The organism is Streptomyces sp. NPDC002276, from assembly GCF_053891435.1.
In genome coordinates, this window is record NZ_JBSFCQ010000001.1 from 340,739 (window position 1) to 358,652 (window position 17,914).

The 17,914-nt window shown below is 70.5% G+C and carries 16 protein-coding genes and 2 pseudogenes; 12 read left to right on the plus strand and 6 right to left on the minus strand.

Annotation, left to right across the window (positions count from 1 at the left end; translation table 11 throughout):
• Positions 1 to 137 precede the first annotated feature (137 nt).
• The 6 genes from ACWIHT_RS01620 to ACWIHT_RS01645 all read left to right on the plus strand — a co-directional run bounded on the left by ACWIHT_RS01620 (position 138) and on the right by ACWIHT_RS01645 (position 5,320).
• Complete coding sequence (locus ACWIHT_RS01620) at positions 138 to 488, plus strand: hypothetical protein (RefSeq protein ID WP_456163241.1); 351 nt, start codon at positions 138 to 140, stop codon at positions 486 to 488.
• Positions 485 to 1,336: a hypothetical protein gene (locus ACWIHT_RS01625; protein WP_456163243.1), complete on the plus strand. Its 852-nt coding sequence runs from the start codon at positions 485 to 487 to the stop codon at positions 1,334 to 1,336. The genes ACWIHT_RS01620 and ACWIHT_RS01625 overlap by 4 nt, the downstream gene beginning before the upstream one ends.
• 107 nt (positions 1,337 to 1,443) lie before the next feature.
• The gene (locus ACWIHT_RS01630) at positions 1,444 to 1,812 is read left to right on the plus strand and encodes a roadblock/LC7 domain-containing protein (protein WP_456163245.1); all 369 of its coding nucleotides are present in this window, start codon (positions 1,444 to 1,446) and stop codon (positions 1,810 to 1,812) included.
• A 131-nt stretch (positions 1,813 to 1,943) separates the two neighbouring features.
• Positions 1,944 to 3,155, plus strand: coding sequence for an FAD-dependent monooxygenase (locus ACWIHT_RS01635; RefSeq protein ID WP_456163247.1), 1,212 nt, complete (start codon positions 1,944 to 1,946; stop codon positions 3,153 to 3,155).
• A 93-nt stretch (positions 3,156 to 3,248) separates the two neighbouring features.
• Positions 3,249 to 4,739: an MFS transporter gene (locus ACWIHT_RS01640; protein WP_456164554.1), complete on the plus strand. Its 1,491-nt coding sequence runs from the start codon at positions 3,249 to 3,251 to the stop codon at positions 4,737 to 4,739.
• A complete protein-coding gene (locus ACWIHT_RS01645) occupies positions 4,736 to 5,320 on the plus strand; it encodes a TetR/AcrR family transcriptional regulator (RefSeq protein ID WP_456163249.1) in 585 nt (194 codons plus the stop codon). The genes ACWIHT_RS01640 and ACWIHT_RS01645 overlap by 4 nt, the downstream gene beginning before the upstream one ends.
• On the opposite strand, the gene ACWIHT_RS01650 is transcribed toward ACWIHT_RS01645, so the two are convergent.
• Together ACWIHT_RS01650 and ACWIHT_RS01655 are read right to left on the minus strand one after the other, a co-directional pair.
• Positions 5,317 to 6,240, minus strand: a complete 924-nt coding sequence (locus ACWIHT_RS01650) for a phytoene/squalene synthase family protein (protein WP_456163251.1) — start codon at positions 6,238 to 6,240, stop codon at positions 5,317 to 5,319. The genes ACWIHT_RS01645 and ACWIHT_RS01650 overlap by 4 nt on opposite strands.
• A 42-nt stretch (positions 6,241 to 6,282) precedes the next feature.
• Entirely contained in the window at positions 6,283 to 8,004 is a 1,722-nt protein-coding gene (locus tag ACWIHT_RS01655) for a cholesterol oxidase substrate-binding domain-containing protein (RefSeq protein WP_456163253.1), read from the minus strand.
• Between the two features lie 136 nt (positions 8,005 to 8,140).
• On the opposite strand from ACWIHT_RS01655, the gene ACWIHT_RS01660 reads away from it, so the two are divergent.
• Positions 8,141 to 9,124 carry an aldo/keto reductase gene (locus ACWIHT_RS01660; RefSeq protein ID WP_456163255.1) on the plus strand — a complete coding sequence of 328 codons (984 nt, stop codon included), beginning with the start codon at positions 8,141 to 8,143 and terminating at the stop codon, positions 9,122 to 9,124.
• Here ACWIHT_RS01660 and ACWIHT_RS01665 read toward each other — a convergent pair.
• The 4 genes from ACWIHT_RS01665 to ACWIHT_RS01680 form a co-directional block, all read right to left on the minus strand.
• A complete protein-coding gene (locus ACWIHT_RS01665) occupies positions 9,082 to 9,750 on the minus strand; it encodes a DUF2238 domain-containing protein (protein ID WP_456164556.1) in 669 nt (222 codons plus the stop codon). The genes ACWIHT_RS01660 and ACWIHT_RS01665 overlap by 43 nt on opposite strands.
• A 111-nt stretch (positions 9,751 to 9,861) precedes the next feature.
• Positions 9,862 to 10,884, minus strand: coding sequence for a hypothetical protein (locus tag ACWIHT_RS01670; RefSeq protein WP_456164558.1), 1,023 nt, complete (start codon positions 10,882 to 10,884; stop codon positions 9,862 to 9,864).
• A gap of 106 nt (positions 10,885 to 10,990) precedes the next feature.
• Positions 10,991 to 12,637 carry a protein kinase domain-containing protein gene (locus ACWIHT_RS01675; protein ID WP_456163257.1) on the minus strand — a complete coding sequence of 549 codons (1,647 nt, stop codon included), beginning with the start codon at positions 12,635 to 12,637 and terminating at the stop codon, positions 10,991 to 10,993.
• 289 nt (positions 12,638 to 12,926) lie between these two features.
• A complete protein-coding gene (locus ACWIHT_RS01680; protein WP_456163259.1) occupies positions 12,927 to 13,604 on the minus strand; it encodes a TetR family transcriptional regulator in 678 nt (225 codons plus the stop codon).
• A gap of 170 nt (positions 13,605 to 13,774) precedes the next feature.
• On the opposite strand from ACWIHT_RS01680, the gene ACWIHT_RS01685 reads away from it, so the two are divergent.
• The 5 genes and pseudogenes from ACWIHT_RS01685 to ACWIHT_RS01705 all read left to right on the plus strand — a co-directional run.
• Positions 13,775 to 14,611, plus strand: coding sequence for an oxidoreductase (locus tag ACWIHT_RS01685; RefSeq protein WP_456163261.1), 837 nt, complete (start codon positions 13,775 to 13,777; stop codon positions 14,609 to 14,611).
• A gap of 42 nt (positions 14,612 to 14,653) precedes the next feature.
• Positions 14,654 to 15,688, plus strand: a complete 1,035-nt coding sequence (locus tag ACWIHT_RS01690) for a hypothetical protein (protein WP_456163263.1) — start codon at positions 14,654 to 14,656, stop codon at positions 15,686 to 15,688.
• A gap of 153 nt (positions 15,689 to 15,841) precedes the next feature.
• Positions 15,842 to 16,441 (plus strand): DinB family protein, encoded by a 600-nt coding sequence (locus ACWIHT_RS01695; protein ID WP_456163265.1) that lies wholly within the window; start codon positions 15,842 to 15,844, stop codon positions 16,439 to 16,441.
• A 36-nt stretch (positions 16,442 to 16,477) separates the two neighbouring features.
• Positions 16,478 to 17,153, plus strand: a pseudogene (locus ACWIHT_RS01700) (FecCD family ABC transporter permease); the annotation flags it as partial.
• A pseudogene (locus tag ACWIHT_RS01705) lies at positions 17,148 to 17,864 on the plus strand (ABC transporter substrate-binding protein); the annotation flags it as partial. The pseudogenes ACWIHT_RS01700 and ACWIHT_RS01705, both read left to right, overlap by 6 nt.
• Between the last annotated feature and the right edge of the window lie 50 nt (positions 17,865 to 17,914).

The window sequence follows — 17,914 nt, forward strand, 5'->3', positions numbered from 1 at the left end:
GGCAAGACAACTGATCTCGCCATGAAAACGGTCTCAATGCGAACCGTTCGGGTAACAGACAACACCATCTTTGGTCAGTGTTGCGATAGTTGGCAAATAAAGTAGTCTGCTCGCCAGAGTGACTGAAGGGGGGGCCTTTGTCATCGCTCGACACCGCACTGGGCCGTGCTCTGACCGCGCCCGGTATCAGCGGAGCCATGCTGCTCGATGCCGTCACCGGCCTCTCCTATGCGGAGTCGGGTGATGTGAGTGGCAGTCAGGATTCCTGTGAAATAGCGGAGATCGCTCGTACCCGCCTCATCCGGGCCGGTGCGTCGGGGGAGTTGGAGAGCGTCGTCGTGACCACCTCCACCCGGCATCTCGTGACGCTCCAACTCTCGCGGCGAGGCGATCCCTTGCTGCTGTGCGCCACCGTCGACCGCGAACGCACCAACCTCACCTGGGCGCTGCGCGAACTGCACCGGCACGCCGACGAGTTGCTGGCATGACCCAGCCCGGCACCGAGGAACCGCTCGCCGACTCCCGCAATGTTCCGGCTCTGTTGTCGGCCCTCCGGGACCGGGCGCGTTCCTGCACCGTGCTCGTCACCGGCACCCCGGGCGGCTCCATCCATGTGCGCGACGGACTCGTGGTGGCCATGGAGACGCCCGGCGCCCCGGGCATCGAGGGCCTGTTGCTCAGATCGGGCCGGATCGACGAGGAGACGTGGTCGGAGGTCAGGGCCTCCGACACCACCCACGAACACCTCGCCGCCGAACTCGTGGCGCGCGGACTCGTCGGCGCGGGCGAGCTCGAAGTCATCAGCCTGGGCGCGCTGTTCGACGCCGCCTTCGCGCTGTCCCTCGCCGTACCCGACACCTGGGAGGTGGCCGATCCCGTTCCGGCGCTCCACCGCAACACCGGCGTCACCCCCGAGCGACTCCTCGACGAGGTGTCCCGGCGGATCAACCTCCTTGCCGGGGAACCCGGTTCGGTCGCCGCCCTCGCCCGCACCCGCGTCCGCTCGGTGCCCGCCGCGGGTCTCCCCGGGACCGCCACCAGACTGCCCGCCCGGCACCAGGAGGTCCTGGCCCACGCGGACGGCCGCGGCACGGCGAGGGACATCGCCTTCGCCCTCGGCCGGGGTCTCTTCGCCGTGATGATGGACCTACGGCATCTGCTCGACCGCGGTCTTGTCCAACCGCACACGTCCTCGGCGGACATCAGGCCCAGCACGGCGGCCCGCGGCGCGCCCTCCGCGCCCCTCGCCGGGTCGTCCGCCGCGTCCCGCTCCGTGCCGCTCCCGCGCCGCGAACCCGGTCGGAACTCCGCACCGGAGCTTCGGCCCCACGACTGAACGACCCGTCCCGCCCCGCCCGTTCGTGCCGATTCCGGCTGAAACCGCGACCGGGCCCCTCCTGCCTCGTTGTCCCACCCGCCTGCACGCAACAGGAAGAAGACGCCATGAGCGACCCCGTGACCGACCTCCTCATCGCCCTGCGGGACAACGTAATGGGAGTCACCGAATCCACCCTGGCCACCAGCGACGGACTCGTCGTGGCCAGCGACGCGAACAAGACCCACCCCGAGTCCATGGCCGCGCTCGCGGCGGCGGGCCTCGCGCTCGGCAACCGCCTGGCCGATCACGGCGGCGCGGGCCACCTCCGCGAGATCAGCGCGAGGGGCAGCACGGGCCACGTCATCGTGACCGCCGTAGGGGACCGCGCGCTGCTCGCCGTGGTGGCCGACGACGGCCTCGACGAAGCGGCCTTCCGCCGCGAGATCCCGGCACTCACCGCGGAACTCCGCCGTCACCTCGACAAGGACGTCTGATCGACAGGAACGCCTGAGCCGTCCCGGTTCTCTCATCGGTCCTGTGCGGGGTGACGCGAATTCCGTGCCGCCCCATCCTGCTACTCTGCGGATCCACTTGACCACTTTGAGTAAAACCCAGGGGTGTGCGCGTGAAGGTCGCCTGTGTCGGAGGCGGGCCCGCCGGTCTGTATCTCTCGATCCTGCTGAAGCGGCAGGACCCGTCCCACGACATCACCGTCTACGAGCGCAACCCCGAGGGCTCGACCTACGGCTGGGGCGTCACGTACTGGCGCGGACTGCTCGACCAACTCCGGGAGTACGACCCCGAGTCCGCGCAGGCCGTCGACGAGCACTCGGTGCGCTGGAGCGACGGCGTCGCCCGCATCCGGGACCTCACGACCACCCAGCCCGGCGACGAGGGCCACGGCATCGGCCGCCACCGCCTCCTCAAGATCCTCGCCGAACGGGCCAGATCCCTGGGCGTACGGCTGGAGTTCGATCACGACATCACCGCCGACGACCTGCCCGACGCGGATCTGATCGTGGCCGCCGACGGCGTCAACAGCGCGCTGCGCACCCGCCACGCCGACCACTTCGGCGCCGAACTCAAGCCCGGCCGCAACCAGTACATCTGGCTCGGCACCAGCAAGGTCTTCGGCTCCTTCACCTTCGCCTTCGTGGAGACCGACCACGGCTGGATCTGGTGCTACGGCTACGCGTTCGGCCCCGAGGGCAGCACCTGCGTCATCGAGTGCGCCCCCGAGACCTGGACCGGCCTCGGCCTCGACACCGCCGCCGAGGCCGACGGACTCGCCCTCCTGGAGAAGCTCTTCGCCGACCTCCTCGACGGCCACTCACTCATCGGCCGCGCCTCCGCCGACGGCAGCGCCCAGTGGCTCAACTTCCGCACCCTCACCAACCGCACCTGGCACCGCGGCAACCTCGTCCTGCTCGGCGACGCCGCCCACACCACCCACTACTCGATCGGCGCCGGCACCACCCTCGCCCTGGAGGACGCCATCGCGCTCGCCGACGCCCTGCGCGACCACACCGAACTGCCGCAGGCCCTCGCCGCCTACGAACAGCGCCGTAAATCCGCCCTGTTGTCCATTCAGAGCGCGGCCCGCTACAGCGCCCAGTGGTACGAGAACCTCCAGCGCTACATCCACCTGCCCCCGCACCGCATGTTCGCCCTGCTCGGCCAGCGCCACTCACCGCTGCTGCCGTACGTCCCGCCGCAGGTCTACTACGGCATGGACAAGGCGGCCGGGCGGCTGGAGGCGCTGCGCCGGTTCAAGCGCTGGCTCGGCCCCAGGGTGGCGCGGACCGTGCACGCGCGGGCGCTCGCCTCCCGCAAGTAGGGGCACGGATCCTCCGAGGGCATTGGGTGAATGGCTATTCACCGGATAGGGTGAATAGCCATTCACCTTCTTTACGTGTCCGCTGGAGTGCCCATGGGCCAGCCCGTACCGATACCCGACCCGCCCGGCACCACCGGGCGGACCCCCTTGCGGGACCGGCTCACCGTTCCGGTGCTGGCCTTCGGCGGGATCCTGATGGCGGTCATGCAGACCGTGGTCATCCCCCTGTTGCCGTCCCTGCCCAGGCTGACCCACTCCTCCGCGGGCGCCGTCTCCTGGATGGTCACGGCGACCCTCCTCTCCGGCGCCGTCCTCACCCCCGTGCTCGGCCGGGCCGGCGACATGTACGGCAAACGGCGGGTCCTGACCGGCGCCCTGAGCCTGATGACCGTCGGCTCGGTCATGTGCGCCCTGTCCTCCGACATCCGCGTGCTCATCACGGCCCGCGCCCTCCAGGGCGCCGCCTCCGCCGTCGTACCCCTGTCGATCAGCATCCTGCGCGACGAACTGCCCCCCGAACGCAGGGGCAGCGCGGTCGCGCTGATGAGTTCCACGCTCGGCATCGGCGCCGCGCTCGGGCTGCCCCTCGCCGCGCTGATCGTCCAGTACGCCAACTGGCACATCATGTTCTGGGCGACCGGCGCCCTCGGCGCGATCGGCGTCTCGGGGGTCTGGTGGGCGGTCCGCGAGTCGCCCGTCCGGGAACCCGGCCGCTTCGACGTGCTCGGCGCGCTCGGCCTCGCCGTCGGCCTGGTGTGCCTGCTCCTCGGCGTGTCCCAGGGCGGCCAGTGGGGATGGGGCAGCGCGCGGATCCTGGCGCTGTTCCTCGGCGCGGTCGTCGTGCTCGCCCTGTGGTGGTGGCAGCAGCTGCGCACCGAACTCCCGCTGGTGGACCTGCGGTTGGTGTCGCGGCCCCGGGTGGGGCTGTCCCATGTGGCGGCCCTGCTGACCGGCTTCGCGTTCTACGCCAACTCCCTGGTCACCGCCCAGCTGGTGCAGGCGCCCGAGGCCACCGGGTACGGGCTCGGACTGTCGATCGTCGATACCGGCCTGTGCCTGCTGCCCGGCGGAGTCATCATGCTGTTGCTCTCGCCCCTCTCGGCCCGGATATCCGCAGCCCGCGGCCCGCGCATCACGCTCGCCATCGGAGCCGCGATCATCGCGCTCGGCTATGTGCTGCGCATCGTCGACAGCCACGACCTGTGGACGATCATCCTGGGCGCGGCGGTCGTGGCCACCGGCACCACCTTCGCCTACTCGGCGCTGCCCACGCTCATCCTGCGCGCCGTCCCGGCCGGCCAGACCGCGTCCGCCAACGGCGTCAACGTCCTGATGCGCACCATCGGCCAGGCCGGCTCCAGCGCCGTGGTGGCCGCCGTACTGGTGCACCACACCAGCCTGATCGGCGGACACCCGCTGCCCACCCTGCACGGATACCTGATGGCGTTCGGGATCGCCGCCGTGGTCGCCCTGATCGCCTGCGCGACGGCGCTCACCATCCCCGGCGACGCCACGCCCGACAAGGCGCGGGGCACGGAAGGCCGTACCCGGGGCGCGCGGGACGAGGCGCTGGAGGGAGCATGAGGGCCGTGACCACCCCACCCACCGCGTCCCCGCCCGCACGCCGGGACGCCGAGGCGACCAAGGCCGCCATCCTCAGGGCGGCCCGCTACCTCCTCGCCCGGAACGCGCACGCCGACATCACCCTCAAGGCCGTGGCCGAACGCGCGGGTGTCAGCGCCCCGTTGATCCTCAAGTACTTCGGCAACAAGGAGGCCCTCTTCGCCCGCGTGATGTCCTTCGAGACGGACGCGGACGCCCTGCTCGACGCCCCGCTCGACGAACTCGGCCGCCACATGGTTCGGCACGTCCTGGTCAGCCAGCGCGAGCGGGGCGCCGACCCGCTGCTGCGCATCGCGTTCGCGCCCCTCCAGGGCGACCACGGCGACATCCTGCGCGTCAACTTCCGCGCCCAGGTGGTCGACCGCCTCGCCGGACGGCTCCCCGGCACCGACGCCGCCCTGCGCGCCGAACTGGCCGTCTCCACCGTCCTCGGCCTCGGTGTGATGTACGGCATCGCACGCGGCACCCGGCTGCGCGAGACCGCGACGGACGTCATCGTGGACCGCTACGGGCCCACTGTGCAGGCCCACTTGGAGTCCTAGGCGTACCGGCGAGCCCTGCGGTACTGCCGGGCCAGGACCCGCAGCGTGGCGAACGCCGACGGTCCCGTGTCACGCAGCAGGACCCCGCCCCCCGCGCGTCGCACCGCGCCGAGCCGTAGTTCCTGGACGGCGAGCAAGGCGTCGAGGAACGGCCGGTGTTCCGCCGCGACCAGCCCGGGAAGCGCACGGCAGTCCGCGAGCGTGGTCTCGGCGAGGTCGGCCTGCGCCCGGACCACCTGGTCCAGCGCGGGCACGCACGCCTCCGACCTGCTCCGCAGATCCTCGAACGTCAGCCCGTGCCGGGCGAGTTCGTCCCGCGGGATGCCGATGCGGTCGTTCTCGGCGTCCTCGCGGAGGTCGGCGAGGAAGTCGCTGCGCTGCCAGCCCTCGATCAGATCCCGGCACCCCTTGACGTACGACGCGTACGTTTCGGGGTCGGCCGGCGCGAGCAGCGACGCGGTCAGCATCAGGGCGGGCAGCGAGTAACTGTCCACGTACGCCTGGAAGTCGGCCTCCGTCTCGAAGCCGGTCCAACTCGCCTCGACGGGAGCGCCGTCGAGGAAGGCCCGCACCCGGGCCGTCATGTCCGGGTGCCGCCGAACGGTGTCCCAGAGCGCCAACAGGCCGTCCTGCGCGGGTGGTTCGCCGCTCTCCATGGCCGCCGTGGTCTCGGCGTCCCAGGCGACGAGGGCCGCCGCACGCGCGTCCACTCCACCCGTGTCGATCAGTTCGTCGGTCGCGTGCATGAAGGACACCGCGGCGACGACCGACGGATGCAGCTCCGCCGGCAGCAACAGCCGTACCGCCACGTACTCGTGCGGCGCGTATCTGCGGACGATCCCGCGCTGGGCGTCGTAGGCGCGCCGCAGTCGCGGGTCGGTGATGCCCGCCTTCGTCAGTGCGGTCGGCCAGCCGGTCACGGCTCTCCCTGTGTCAAGATCACGGACACAGCCTACTGAGTGCTAACCGAACAGCCGGTCCAGGAAGGCGTTCCCGAACACCCCGTGCGGGTCGAGGCGGTCGAAGGTCCCGGCCGCCTGCCCCCACACCGACTCCCCGAACGAACCTGGGACGGCCGTCGCCAGCACCTCCTCGTCGCTCCACGCGGCCCGGTCGGTGTAGGCCCAGCCCTTCGACCACTCGACCCGGGTGCCGTCGAACGAACGGAACAGGAACTGCTCCAACTCCCGCAGGAACTCCTCCGCGTACGGCGTCCCGGGCAGCGTCAGGACGTCCAGCCAGACGGCCGTGTCCCACTCCGGGTGCTCGGCGCTCGGCCGCAGCGCGGACAGCAACGGGGTGCGGGCGCCCGTGAGTTCGGCGTCGGCGGGGTGGTCGAGGCCGGTCACCCGGATCTCGACGGTGCCGTTGACGGGGAACCGGCCGAGCGCGGCGTACGCGGCGAGCCGCTCCCGGTAGAACTCCGTGAACTCGTGCACCACGTGCTGCACTTGGGACCGCGCGGTGAGCACCGCGTAACCGTTGGCGGTCTCCCGCAGTGTCGTCGGCCTGACGTAGAGCAGCGTGTTCTTCGACGGCCCCCAGATGTCCGCCGACAGCGTCGCCGTCAACCCCAGTGCGGCAACGTCGAGTTGGGCGTTGCCAAGGACGGGTGCCAGATACCACGCGCCGTCGGACAGGATCCGCCCGACCAGATCCGCGACCAGCGTCGGCACATTGTCGGAGAACGGATAGTTGTACGGCGACGAGACGCGCCGCGAGGTCAACGGCTTGGCCGGCGCGACGCTCCACACCTTCAGCCAGGGGAACTCGGTGAACGCGAACCAGATCGCCTCGGCCCGCCCCGCCTCGTCCAGGAAACTCGCGAAGGTACGGCCGTCGGACCCGGGCGCCGCGAAGAGCTCGGTGGCCGGAATGTCCGTACGGCTCAGGCAGCGCAGATTCGCGTTCGCCCCCACCCGCAGCACGACCTCGGTGACCAGCGAACGCCCCAGATGGGTGAGCAGCGCCGCGCAGTCCGCCTCGTCGCGCGTGTAGGTCCGCAGGACGTACGCGCCGGTGTCCGAGTCCCACACCACCGCCGTCAGCGACAGCACCAGATTGCTGAGCGATCCGAACGTGTGCCCGGCCGTCCGCTGCTCGCCGTCGGCCGGTACGGCCGTGCCGTGCGCGTCGATGGCCAGGGCGCCGCCGAGCGTCAGATCGCCGGGCGCGGGCGAGGCGGTGAGACCCAGGCCGTGCCCTTCCAGGAACGTGAGCAGCGCCTCCAGGGTGACACCGGTGCCCGCCCGGACGGCCGAGGCGGAGTCCAGGGTCAGGCCGGTGAGGTGCGGGGCGGTGTCGACCAGCAGCACCGGCGCGTCGGACGCCGTACCGGACTCGATCGTGAGCGGTGACCAGCCGTGCGAGGAGCCGCGGGCGCGGACCCTCCATCCGTGCTGCCAGGCCCAGTTGACGACGGACACCACCTGGTCGGCGTCGGTCGGCGCGCAGGCCCACAGCCCGTCGGCGGTGATCTCGCCGACCCAGTTGCGGTACGCCGAGCGGTAGAGGTCGACCTCGGCCGGGAAGTCGGGCAGTTCGGCCGCGGCGAGAGCCGGATCGGCCGTCAGGAGGACGGGTACGGCGGCCAGCGCGGCCGCCGAGAGGAGGAAGCCACGACGGGTCCAGGGAGCGGAACTGCCGTTCCCTGATTGGAGGTTGTTCGCCACATGATCGGTCACGCGCACACGCTAGGCGGGAGTTGACACGAGTAGGCAGCCTGTCGAACCGGTTCACCCGTGTGAGTGAAGGATTCACGGTCGGCGGCCCGGAGGAGCCCGTTCCGCGGATGTCGGTGCCGGATGACAGACTGATGACATGGACGAACGTGTAATCGGCAGGTCGCGGCAGCAGGCATCCGTCGTCGGGCTCGGCACCTGGCAGCTGGGCGCCGACTGGGGAGACGTCGACGACAAGGAGGCCCTCGCCGTGCTGGAGGCGGCGGCCGAGTCGGGGGTGACCTTCTTCGACACGGCCGACGTGTACGGCGACGGCCGCAGTGAGCAGACCATCGCCACCTTCCTCGCCGGCCGGCCCGATCCGCATGTGCTGGTCGCGACGAAGATGGGCCGCCGCGTCGACCAGATCCCCGAGAACTACGTCCTCGACAACTTCCGCGCGTGGAACGACCGTTCGCGCCGCAACCTCGGCGTCGACCGCATCGACCTGGTGCAGCTGCACTGCCCGCCGACCGCCGTCTACTCGACGGACGAGGTGTTCGACGCCCTCGACACCCTGGTCGCGGAGGAGCGCATCGCGCGGTACGGCGTCAGCGTCGAGACCTGCGCGGAAGCCCTCACCGCGATCGCCCGGCCGAACGTGACCAGCGTGCAGATCATCCTCAACGCGTTCCGCATGAAGCCCCTGCTCCAGGTGCTCCCGGCCGCGCGGGAGGCGGGCGTCGGCATCATCGCGCGCGTGCCCCTCGCCTCCGGCCTGCTGTCCGGCAAGTACACCAAGGACACGGTCTTCCCGGAGAACGACCACCGCACCTACAACCGCCACGGCGAGGCCTTCGACCAGGGCGAGACCTTCTCCGGCGTCGACTACGCGACGGGCGTGGAGGCCGCCGCCGAGTTCTCCGCCCTCGCCCCGGAGGGATACACCCCGGCCCAGCTCGCCCTGCGCTGGATCATCGACCAGCCCGGTGTCACGTCGGTGATCCCCGGCGCCCGCTCACCCGAACAGGCCCGCGCCAACGCGGCGGCGGCCGGACTGCCCGCCCTGTCCGAGGACACGCTGGCCGCGATCCGCGACCTCTACGACCACCGGATCAAGGACCAGGTGGAGGGCCGCTGGTAGGCCAGGGGCCCGTTCGAAGGATCCTCTTCAAAGGGTGCCCGCGCTTGTTCGAGCCGCGCCAGCTGCCGGTCGTGGACCCGGCTGAGCAGCAGTACTGAGAGCGTGGCGCCGATCAGCGCGCAGAACATGTCCCACTGCGTGTCCCACACATCCCCCTGCGTGGCCAGGAACGCGTCCGCGCTGTGCCCGCCGATCACGGCCGCCGCCCACTCGAACAGCTCGAAGAGGGCGCTGAAGGCGAGGCACGCGCACACGGTGAGCGGCGCCAGCCAGCGGCTGCCGCGCAGGGGCGAGGTGCGGACGAGCAACTCCCGTACCAGGAGCGCCGGTACGAAGCCCTGCATGAGGTGCCCGAAACGGTCGTAGGGATTCCGGCTCAGTCCGAACGTGTCACGGACCCAGTCGCCGACCGGCACCTGCGCGTAGGTGTAGTGGCCGCCCACGGCGAGGACCAGCGCGTGCGCGGCGAGCAGGCAGCACAGCAGGCCGGTGAGGGGGAAGCGCCGCCAGGTCAGGACGATCACCGGCAGTCCCACGAAGACCCACACCGTCTCCAGGAACCAGGTCGTGCGGTCGTGCGGATGCCAGGCGGAGAGGGCCATGCCGACGATCACCAGCGCGACCATGGCGGCGGGCAGCCGGCGCCGCGGCGCGGAAGCGAGAACGGACACGAGGGGACTCCCTTGTCGTGGGGAGCCCCATCGTGTCCGAAGGGCGAAGCCGCTACATGAGTACGGCTACTCAGCCGGTGCGGTGGTCTTGCGCAGCGCGTTCAGACAGCTGTCGATGGCCTGCTGGAGTTCCTCAAGACGCTGGACCATGTCGTCCTCGTAGAAGTCCTGGGCGTCGTCGAAGGTCAGCTCCTCGAACGCCTTCGTGGCCTTCTGGAGGCTGCTGTAGAACTTCGTCCGCCGCTCCTGGACGCGGAGTTCGGGGTCGGCCTCCACCGTCTCGACGACCAGGTTCTTCATGGTGTCGTAGGCCTCGGTGGCCCACTCGCCGGTGTCCTCGCCCTCCTCCAGCTCGTCGAGCAGCGACAGGTGCCGCTCCGCCTCCTGGCGCACGTCGAGGGGCGCGTCCACGGTCTGTCCTGCGGGGGTCTTGATCTGGCCCGACTCGGCGATCTGGCGGACGTAGCCGATCCGGTCCGCCGAGCGGCTCTCCGTCGCGACGGCCTTCTTCAGGTCGTCGGTGCGGACCACGTCACGGGCCAACTCGGCCTGGAGTTCGGGGTCTTCGCGCACCCGGTCGAGCAGCGCCTGCCGGGCCGCCCGCGCGGTGGACGGGTCGGCGAGGATCGCGGCGCGCAGCGCGGTCGGGTTCTCCGCGACCTCAAGCGCCTTGGTGGGGCGGATGCCCTCCGCCTCGGCGGCCTCGGAGATGGCGGTGCCGCGCTCGGAGGTGGCGCTGGAGCGGGAGACGTAGTAGTTCAACCACACGTCGGCGTCCGGGAGTTCGACCTCCTGGCCGGGGGCCAGCTCCTCGAAGTGCGGGACGAGACCGTCGTCCGCGGCCCGGTCCCAGGCCTTGTAGTAGCGCATGACGCGCTCGGGGGAGCAGTCGGCGAGTTCGGCGAACTCCTTCGCGGACACCTTCGGCGTCTCGTCCGCGCTCTGCCCGCCGGGCCGTACGCTGCGCGCCACCTTCAGGCCGAAGGCCCAGCCGCCGGTGCGGGCGTAGGCTCCGAACTCGTGCGCGTCCCGGGCGACGAGGCCGGCGTCGTCGAGGGCGGTGAAGGACGTCTCGGCCTGGTCGATCACTACGGTCAAGGCGGACTCTCCTGGGCTTGAGATGAGGCATGGTGCGAACAGGCAGCCTATATCCACCCATTGCCGCTGGTTTGAGCGCCCGGCCCTCGCGTCGCCGTCAGTTCGCCGACCGCTTGAAGGTCTTGAAGAAGGTCGCCAGTGCCTGACGGTTGGCCGCGTCGTTCCACTCGTCGGCGGGCGTCGTCCACCGTAGCGAGAAACTGCGCCCGCCGCCGATCAGGAAACCGCGCCCGAGCGTACGCACCCTGTCGTCGCCGGTGCCGGAGAACCACTCCAGGTCGGCCGCCTTGTCGCCCTGGTACGTCGTGGCCCTGATGTCGCCGATCTGCTGGAATCCCGCGGTCTGCTTCAGCCCCGGCAGGACGTCGTCACGCCAGACGGCGACCGGGTCCGGGCCCGCCTGTGTGCTGTAGGTCACGGCCAGCGTGCGCGGGTCGCCCGAGGCGCCGAAGGTGACGCGATAGGCGACATCGCCGTCCTTCTGGGTGTCCAGCACCTTCCAGCCCTTGGGGAGCGCGACGGAGAAGCCCTCCGGCGCCTTGAACACCCGGAAACCGGCGGGCAGCACGGAGGCGGTGGGGGACGGGGACGCGCTGGCAGAGGGCGAGGCGGAGGCGGCGGGGGAGGTGGGTGGCGTCGGTGAAGGTGTGGCGGAGGGGCTGTAGGCGTGGCCGTCGACGTTCTCGCCGGGGGTGGTGGCCGCGGCGGAGGCGGACGGGAGGGGCGAGGAGGGCGAGGTGGCCGACGAGGTCTGGGTGCCGGGGAGTTGGTGGGTGGCGGCGAGGACGGCGACCGTGACGGTGCCGACGGCCAGGGCGGTCCCGACGGCCATTCCGCGTCCGCTCCAGGTGGTGCCCGCGCCGCGGAACGTGTCGTAGGCCCGGCGCAGCCGGGGCAGCGGGACGGGCTCGCGGTCCGCGTACGGGTCGTCGTGCAGGATGCGGGTGAGGGCCTCGCGGACCACCGGGCGGGTCATCCGCTCGCGGGAGTTCTTGCGCAGCAGCCCCTGGATGACCTGTGCCAGCGGTCCGGCGCGGGACGGGCCGCGCATCGGGAGCCGGTCCACGCCCTTCAGGGTCGCCTCGGGGCGGCCCCGGTCCCGGAACGGCGGGTGTCCCTCGACCAGCGTGTAGAGGATCGCGCCCAGCGCCCACAGGTCGGCGGCCGGTCCGATGCGCTCGTCGCGGGCCTGCTCGGGGGAGGCGTACGAGGGGGCGGTGAGCCGGGGGACGAGGGTGGCGCCGGCGAGTCCGAAGCCGGTCAGGACGACGGTGCCCCGGTCCCGCACGAACACCTGGCCGGGGCTGAGTTCGCCGTGGGTGATGCCCTCGTTGTGCGCGGCCTCCAGGATGTCGAGCAGTTCGAGGCCGATGCGGGCGGCCCGTACATAGTGGAACGTGCCCTGCTGGGCGAGGAGTTGGCCGAGTGGTGTGCCGTCGATCCAGTCGGTGACGGTCCACAGGGTGCCGGCTTCCTCGACGGCGTCCATGACCTGGGCGACCCGGGTGGGAGCGAGCAGCACCATGATCTCGGAGGTGCGCATGATGGCCGCGGTGGTCCGGCGGGCGCTCTCCTCGTCCAGCGCGGCGGGCAGGGTCACCTGCGTGAGCAGGCACGGGCGTTCGACGGCCATGTCCTCGCCGTACCAGGTGAGTCGGTTCGTCTCGCGATGCGCGACCTCCATGGGTCGGTATCTGCCGGCGACTGACTCGTGTACGGAGACGTGTGTCTCGACCATGGCCATCCCTCGCTGAAACCCCGGGCTCTCACCTTTCCCAGAAGTACGGCGGTTGTGATGGGCTGGTTCAAAGGAATCCCAATTCCCCGGTGGTTCTTGCCTTTTATTCAATCGCAGCGGCGGGCGGGCGGGGAAATGCCGACGGGAATACGCCTGCCCCGACCTGGCGGTAACCATCGGTAACGAGCTGCTTTCCCTGCCGTTGGTGCCCTGACCTGGTCGTCCTGGCCCGCTGGGGCGGATCCACGCGTCCGGGGACTTCCCGCGGCTACCTGACTGTTCCCGGAAGTTCAGATCACCGGCCGGAAGCGGTCAGCAGGCCGATCAGGTAGACCGCGATCGAACGCTCAAGGCCCGCGGCGAAGGGTGTGCGGAGGAATACGAGACTCGGGTCGTTGGCGTAGGCGTCGCGCACGGCCGTCGCCGGATGGGTGTGCGTCCACAGTGCTCCGACGAGGACGATCGTCATGCTGGCCGCTTCGGCGGCCTCGCGGTCGCCGAGCTCGGGCAGGGTCTCGCGCAGCATGGCCGCCAGACCGGTGAGTCCTTCGTGGGCCCCTCGCTTGTACCTCGCGGCCACCTCGGCGGAGACGTTGTGCTCAAGGATGCCGGCCTGGGCGCTGAGCAGTTCGCAGAGCATCCGCCGGGACGCGAACGACGAGCCCAGGCCCTGTGCCACCGACTCGGCCCGCGAGGTCGCGGAAGCCGTGCGGTCGATGCAGGACGGCAGCTGGTCGACCACCTCGGTGAGGAAGTCCCGGGTCAGGCTCTCCAGGAGTTCCAGGAGGACGGCCTCCCGCGACTCGAAGTAGCGCATGACGTTGGACTTCGCCAGTCCCACGCGACGGCTGAGCTCATTGAGGCTCAGGGCCGACACCGGCATCTCGCTGAGCATGGTGGCCGCTGTCTCCAGGATGGTTCGGCGGCGGACTTCGCGCTGCTCCTCGGTTCTGGCGCGCTGGAACGTATTCATGGACACAGATTACAGACCTCCGGTCCCTTGTGTAGAGACCGGAGGTCTCTTATGCTCGAAGAGCCCACCGGTCTGTTAGGTCGGGCGGTGTCGGCGACCCGGCCTCTCCGGTCCTGGCCGCGCGCCGGTCCGACGTCAGGCCCCACGAGTTCTGAGAGCGGGAAGCAGTCATGACGAAGAAAGTAGCCCTGGTCACCGGTGCCTCCTCCGGCATTGGCGAGGCCGCCGCCCGACAACTGAAGAAGGCGGGCTTCGTCGTCTACGGCGCGGCCCGGCGCACCGACCGGATGAGCGGCCTCGCGGCGTCGGGCGTGCGCATCCTCGCGCTCGACGTCACCAGCGAGGCCTCGGCCGACAAGGCGGTCGCCGAGATCATCGCGGCCGAGGGCCGCATCGACGTTCTCGTCAACAACGCCGGCTACGGCTCGTACGGCGCCCTGGAGGACGTACCCATGGAGGAGGCCCGCGCACAGATCGAGGTGAACGTGTTCGGCCTGGCGCGGCTGACCCAACTGGTCCTTCCGTACATGCGTGCCCAGCGCGGCGGCACCATCGTCAACATCAGCTCCATGGGCGGCCGGTTCGCCACGCCCATGGGGGCCTGGTACCACGCCAGCAAGTACGCGGTCGAAGGCCTCAGCGACGCGCTGCGCCTGGAGGTCAAACGGTTCGGCATCGACGTCGTGCTCATCGAGCCGGGCTCCATCCGGACCGAGTGGGGCGCGATCGCGGCCGACAGGCTGCGTGCCACCTCCGGCCACGGGCCGTACGCCGAGCAGGCCGACGCGATGGCCGAGTCCCTGGAGCGCAGCTCACGACCCGGCGCCCGCATGACCTCACCCGCCGACGTCATCGGCAAGGCCGTGACCGCGGCGGCCACCGCCCGGCGTCCGCGCACCCGCTACCGCGTCGGATTCGGAGCGCGCCCCCTCATCCTCCTCAACAGGCTGCTGCCGGACCGCACCTTCGACGCGCTCATCAAACGCTCGTCCGGGGTGCCGGCCTGAAGACCCCAGACCTGAAACCAACTCCGAAGACAAGGAAAGACCATGCCCGAATCCACCACCCCCCGCCCCAAGGCCCTGATCGTCCTGTCGTCGGCACGTCGGCTCCCGCTGCGCGAGCCCGCCGGTCACCCCGGGATACCGACCGGGTTCTTCCTCGTCGAACTTGCCGCCGTGATGGCGGAGTTCGAGAAGGACTACGACTTCGTCCTGGCCACGCCGGACGGCGAGCCGCCGCAGCTTGACGCCAACGGACTGGCCCTCAACTTCCACGCCGCCGCAGGCCTCGGCCCCGCCACCGCCCGCACCGCCATCCAGACCGGAGTCGAGCGGTTCGGCCCCGAGAAGCTGCGCGAGAAGAACCCGGACCTCCTCAAGCGCCGCGAGAGCGAACTCGCCCTCGCCCACCGGCTCCTGGGCCGCATCCCGGTCTCCGAGCCGCTCCCGAGGACGGACGTGGAAGCTGTCTCCGTCCGGAGCGATGTCGTCGCCGGCTTCGAGGCATCGCCGCGGCGCGAGTACCTGTCCGTCCAGCAACTCGTCGAACGGCACCGCGACCCCGCCTCCGGCTTCTCGCTCGCGGACCTGGGCTTCGTGCACATGCCCGGCGGACACGCCCCGATGGTCGACTTCAACGACAACCCGTGGATGGGCGAGTTGCTCAACACACTCCGCGAGGTCGACGTCCCGATCTCCCTCATCTGCCACGCCCCGGTGGCCCTGACCTCGGCGCGCTACCGGGTCGACGCCGACGGGAAGGTCACGACCGATCCCGAGCACGCCTTCAAGGGCGCACGGATCACCACCGTCCCCAAGTACGGCGAGAAGGTGATGCTCGCGTCCGGATATCCGAAGGTGCCCGGCGAGCGCACGCGCCTGACCTACTACGTCGACGTGGCCCTCAAGGAGGCCGGTTACGACGTCAGCCTCACCCTCAACCCCTCGGCCGCCAAGGTGATGTGGGACGCCGAGCACTCCTTGCTGACCGGCAACGGACCCCAGGCCGTGGACGAACAGGCTGCCCGGCTGGCCGAGATCGTGCGCGGGCGGGCACACGACTCCCTTTCCATCGCGCGCTAGTTGTTCCCGTCCATCATGCGCGCCACCGTCCGGGCAGGTCTGCTCCGCGACCACTTGGGCCCTCTACGAGTACACCCAGCTCAAGACGGTCGGCGTCACCTCGCCGGACTACGGCGACAAGCGATGTCAGTGCCGGGTGCGAAACTGCCCGGCATGATGGAACCGAACCCGAAAGCGGACCTTCTTCGGTACTTGCAAGAGGCGCGTGACGCCCTGGTCTGGAAGCTCGACGGCCTCTCGGAGTACGACATCCGCCGTCCCCTGACTCCCACGGGCACCAATCTGTTGGGGCTGGTCAAGCATGTCGCCGGTGTGGAACTGGGCTACCTCGGCGACACGTTCGGGCGGCCGTTCTTCGACGGGGAGGAGTCGCCGTCCTGGTGGTACACCGAGGAGTCGGAGGCCAACTCGGACATGTGGGCCACGGCGGACGAGTCACGGGAACTGATCGTCGGGCTGTACCGCCGGGCGTGGGAGCACTCCGACAGCACGATCGCGACGCTGCCGCTCGACGCGGTCGGCCATGTTCCGTGGTGGCCGGAGGAGCGCCGGGAGGTGACGCTGCATCACATCGTCGTGCGCGTGATCTCCGATACTCAACGGCACGCCGGTCACGCCGACATCCTGCGGGAGTTCATCGACGGATCGGTCGGACATCTGCGGGGCAAGGACAACCTGCCACCGGAGGATCAGGCGTGGTGGGAGGAGTACCGGAGCCGACTGGAGCGGGTGGCGCGGGAGGTCGGCGGCTGATCTCGCCCTCCCCGCGTCCTGCCCGTCGGGTCACCCGTGAGCGTCACGACGGGACCTGCACCGCGAGAGCTGACATCCGGGAAGCGGGCCGGGCGGCGTCGAGGCACGGGCGTACTCGGTGGGGGACTCGCCCTCCTCGCCCTGTTGCTGCTCGCCGCGACGGCGCTCAGCCTGCTGGTGGGCTCCGGTCATGTGCCCCCGCACGACGTCATCGACGGAGTGTTCACCCCGGACCGGTCCGTGCGAGGGCAACTCGTGATCCGGGAAGTGCGGCTCCCGCGCACCCTGGCCGGGCTCCTCGCCGGCGTGGCCCTGGGACTCGCGGGCGCGGTGATCCAGGGGCTGACCCGCAATCCACTGGCCGATCCGGGCCTGCTCGGCGTCAACGCGGGCGCCGCCGCGTTCGTGGTCTTCGCCATCAGCGTCCTGTCGCTGACCGAGCCCGGCCAGTACATCTGGTTCGGCTTCCTCGGCGCCACCCTCGCCGCCGTGCTCGTCCACGGCATCGGCAGCCTCGGCCGCGAGGGCGCGACGCAGGTGAACCTGGCGCTTGCCGGGGCCGCCACGACGGCCGCGCTCTCCTCCGTCACCAGCGCCATGCTGCTCACCGACGGCCAGACCTTCGACCAGTTGCGGTTCTGTCATGGGACCCCGGCTCAACGGCCTCGCCCTCGGTGACGACGTCGCCCGGGGACTGGGCCAACGGGACGGCGTGGGCCCCTGGGCGAAGGGACGGTACGACAGGAGCCCCGAGAAGATCGGCACGCTGGAGCCCGAGTACGAGAAGATCGCGGCGCTCAGGCCCGACCTCATCCTGGACGTCAAGTCCAGTGGCGACCAGACCCGTTACGACACCCTGAGCAAGATCGCGCCGACCGTCGGGGTGCCGAAGGGCGGTGACCAGTACAAGATCTCGTGGCAGCGGCAGACCACGATGGTCGCGCAGGCGCTCGGCCTCGCGGACCAGGGCAAGAAGCTGATCGCCGACACGGAGGCGAAGTCCGCGGTGGCCGCGAAGGCGCATCCCGAGTTCAAGGACAGGACCATCACGGTCGGTTCCCGCACCTCCAGCGGCTGGGGCGCCTGCGTCAAGGGCACGGCCCGCATCGACTTCGTGCAGGCACTCGGCTTCCGCGACAACCCGAAGGCCGACGCCAAGGCCGGGTCCGCGTTCTCCGTCCCGGTCTCCGAGGAGAACCTGGAGCTGCTCGACGCCGACCTGATCGTGCTGGCACCGATCGGCGTCAAGGCCACCAAGATCACCTCCGATCCGCTGGACAAGTCGCTGCCCGCGGTGAAGGCGGGCCACTCGGTCGTCTTCGACGACCCGAACCTCGGCCAGGCCTTCGCCATGAACTCGGTCCTGTCGGTGGGGTACGCGGTGGACCACGTCGTCCCGCTGTTCGCGGCGGCACTGAAGTAGACAGGGGCCGCGCGGTCACCGACCGTCGCCGCGGCGGAGCTGTCACGCTC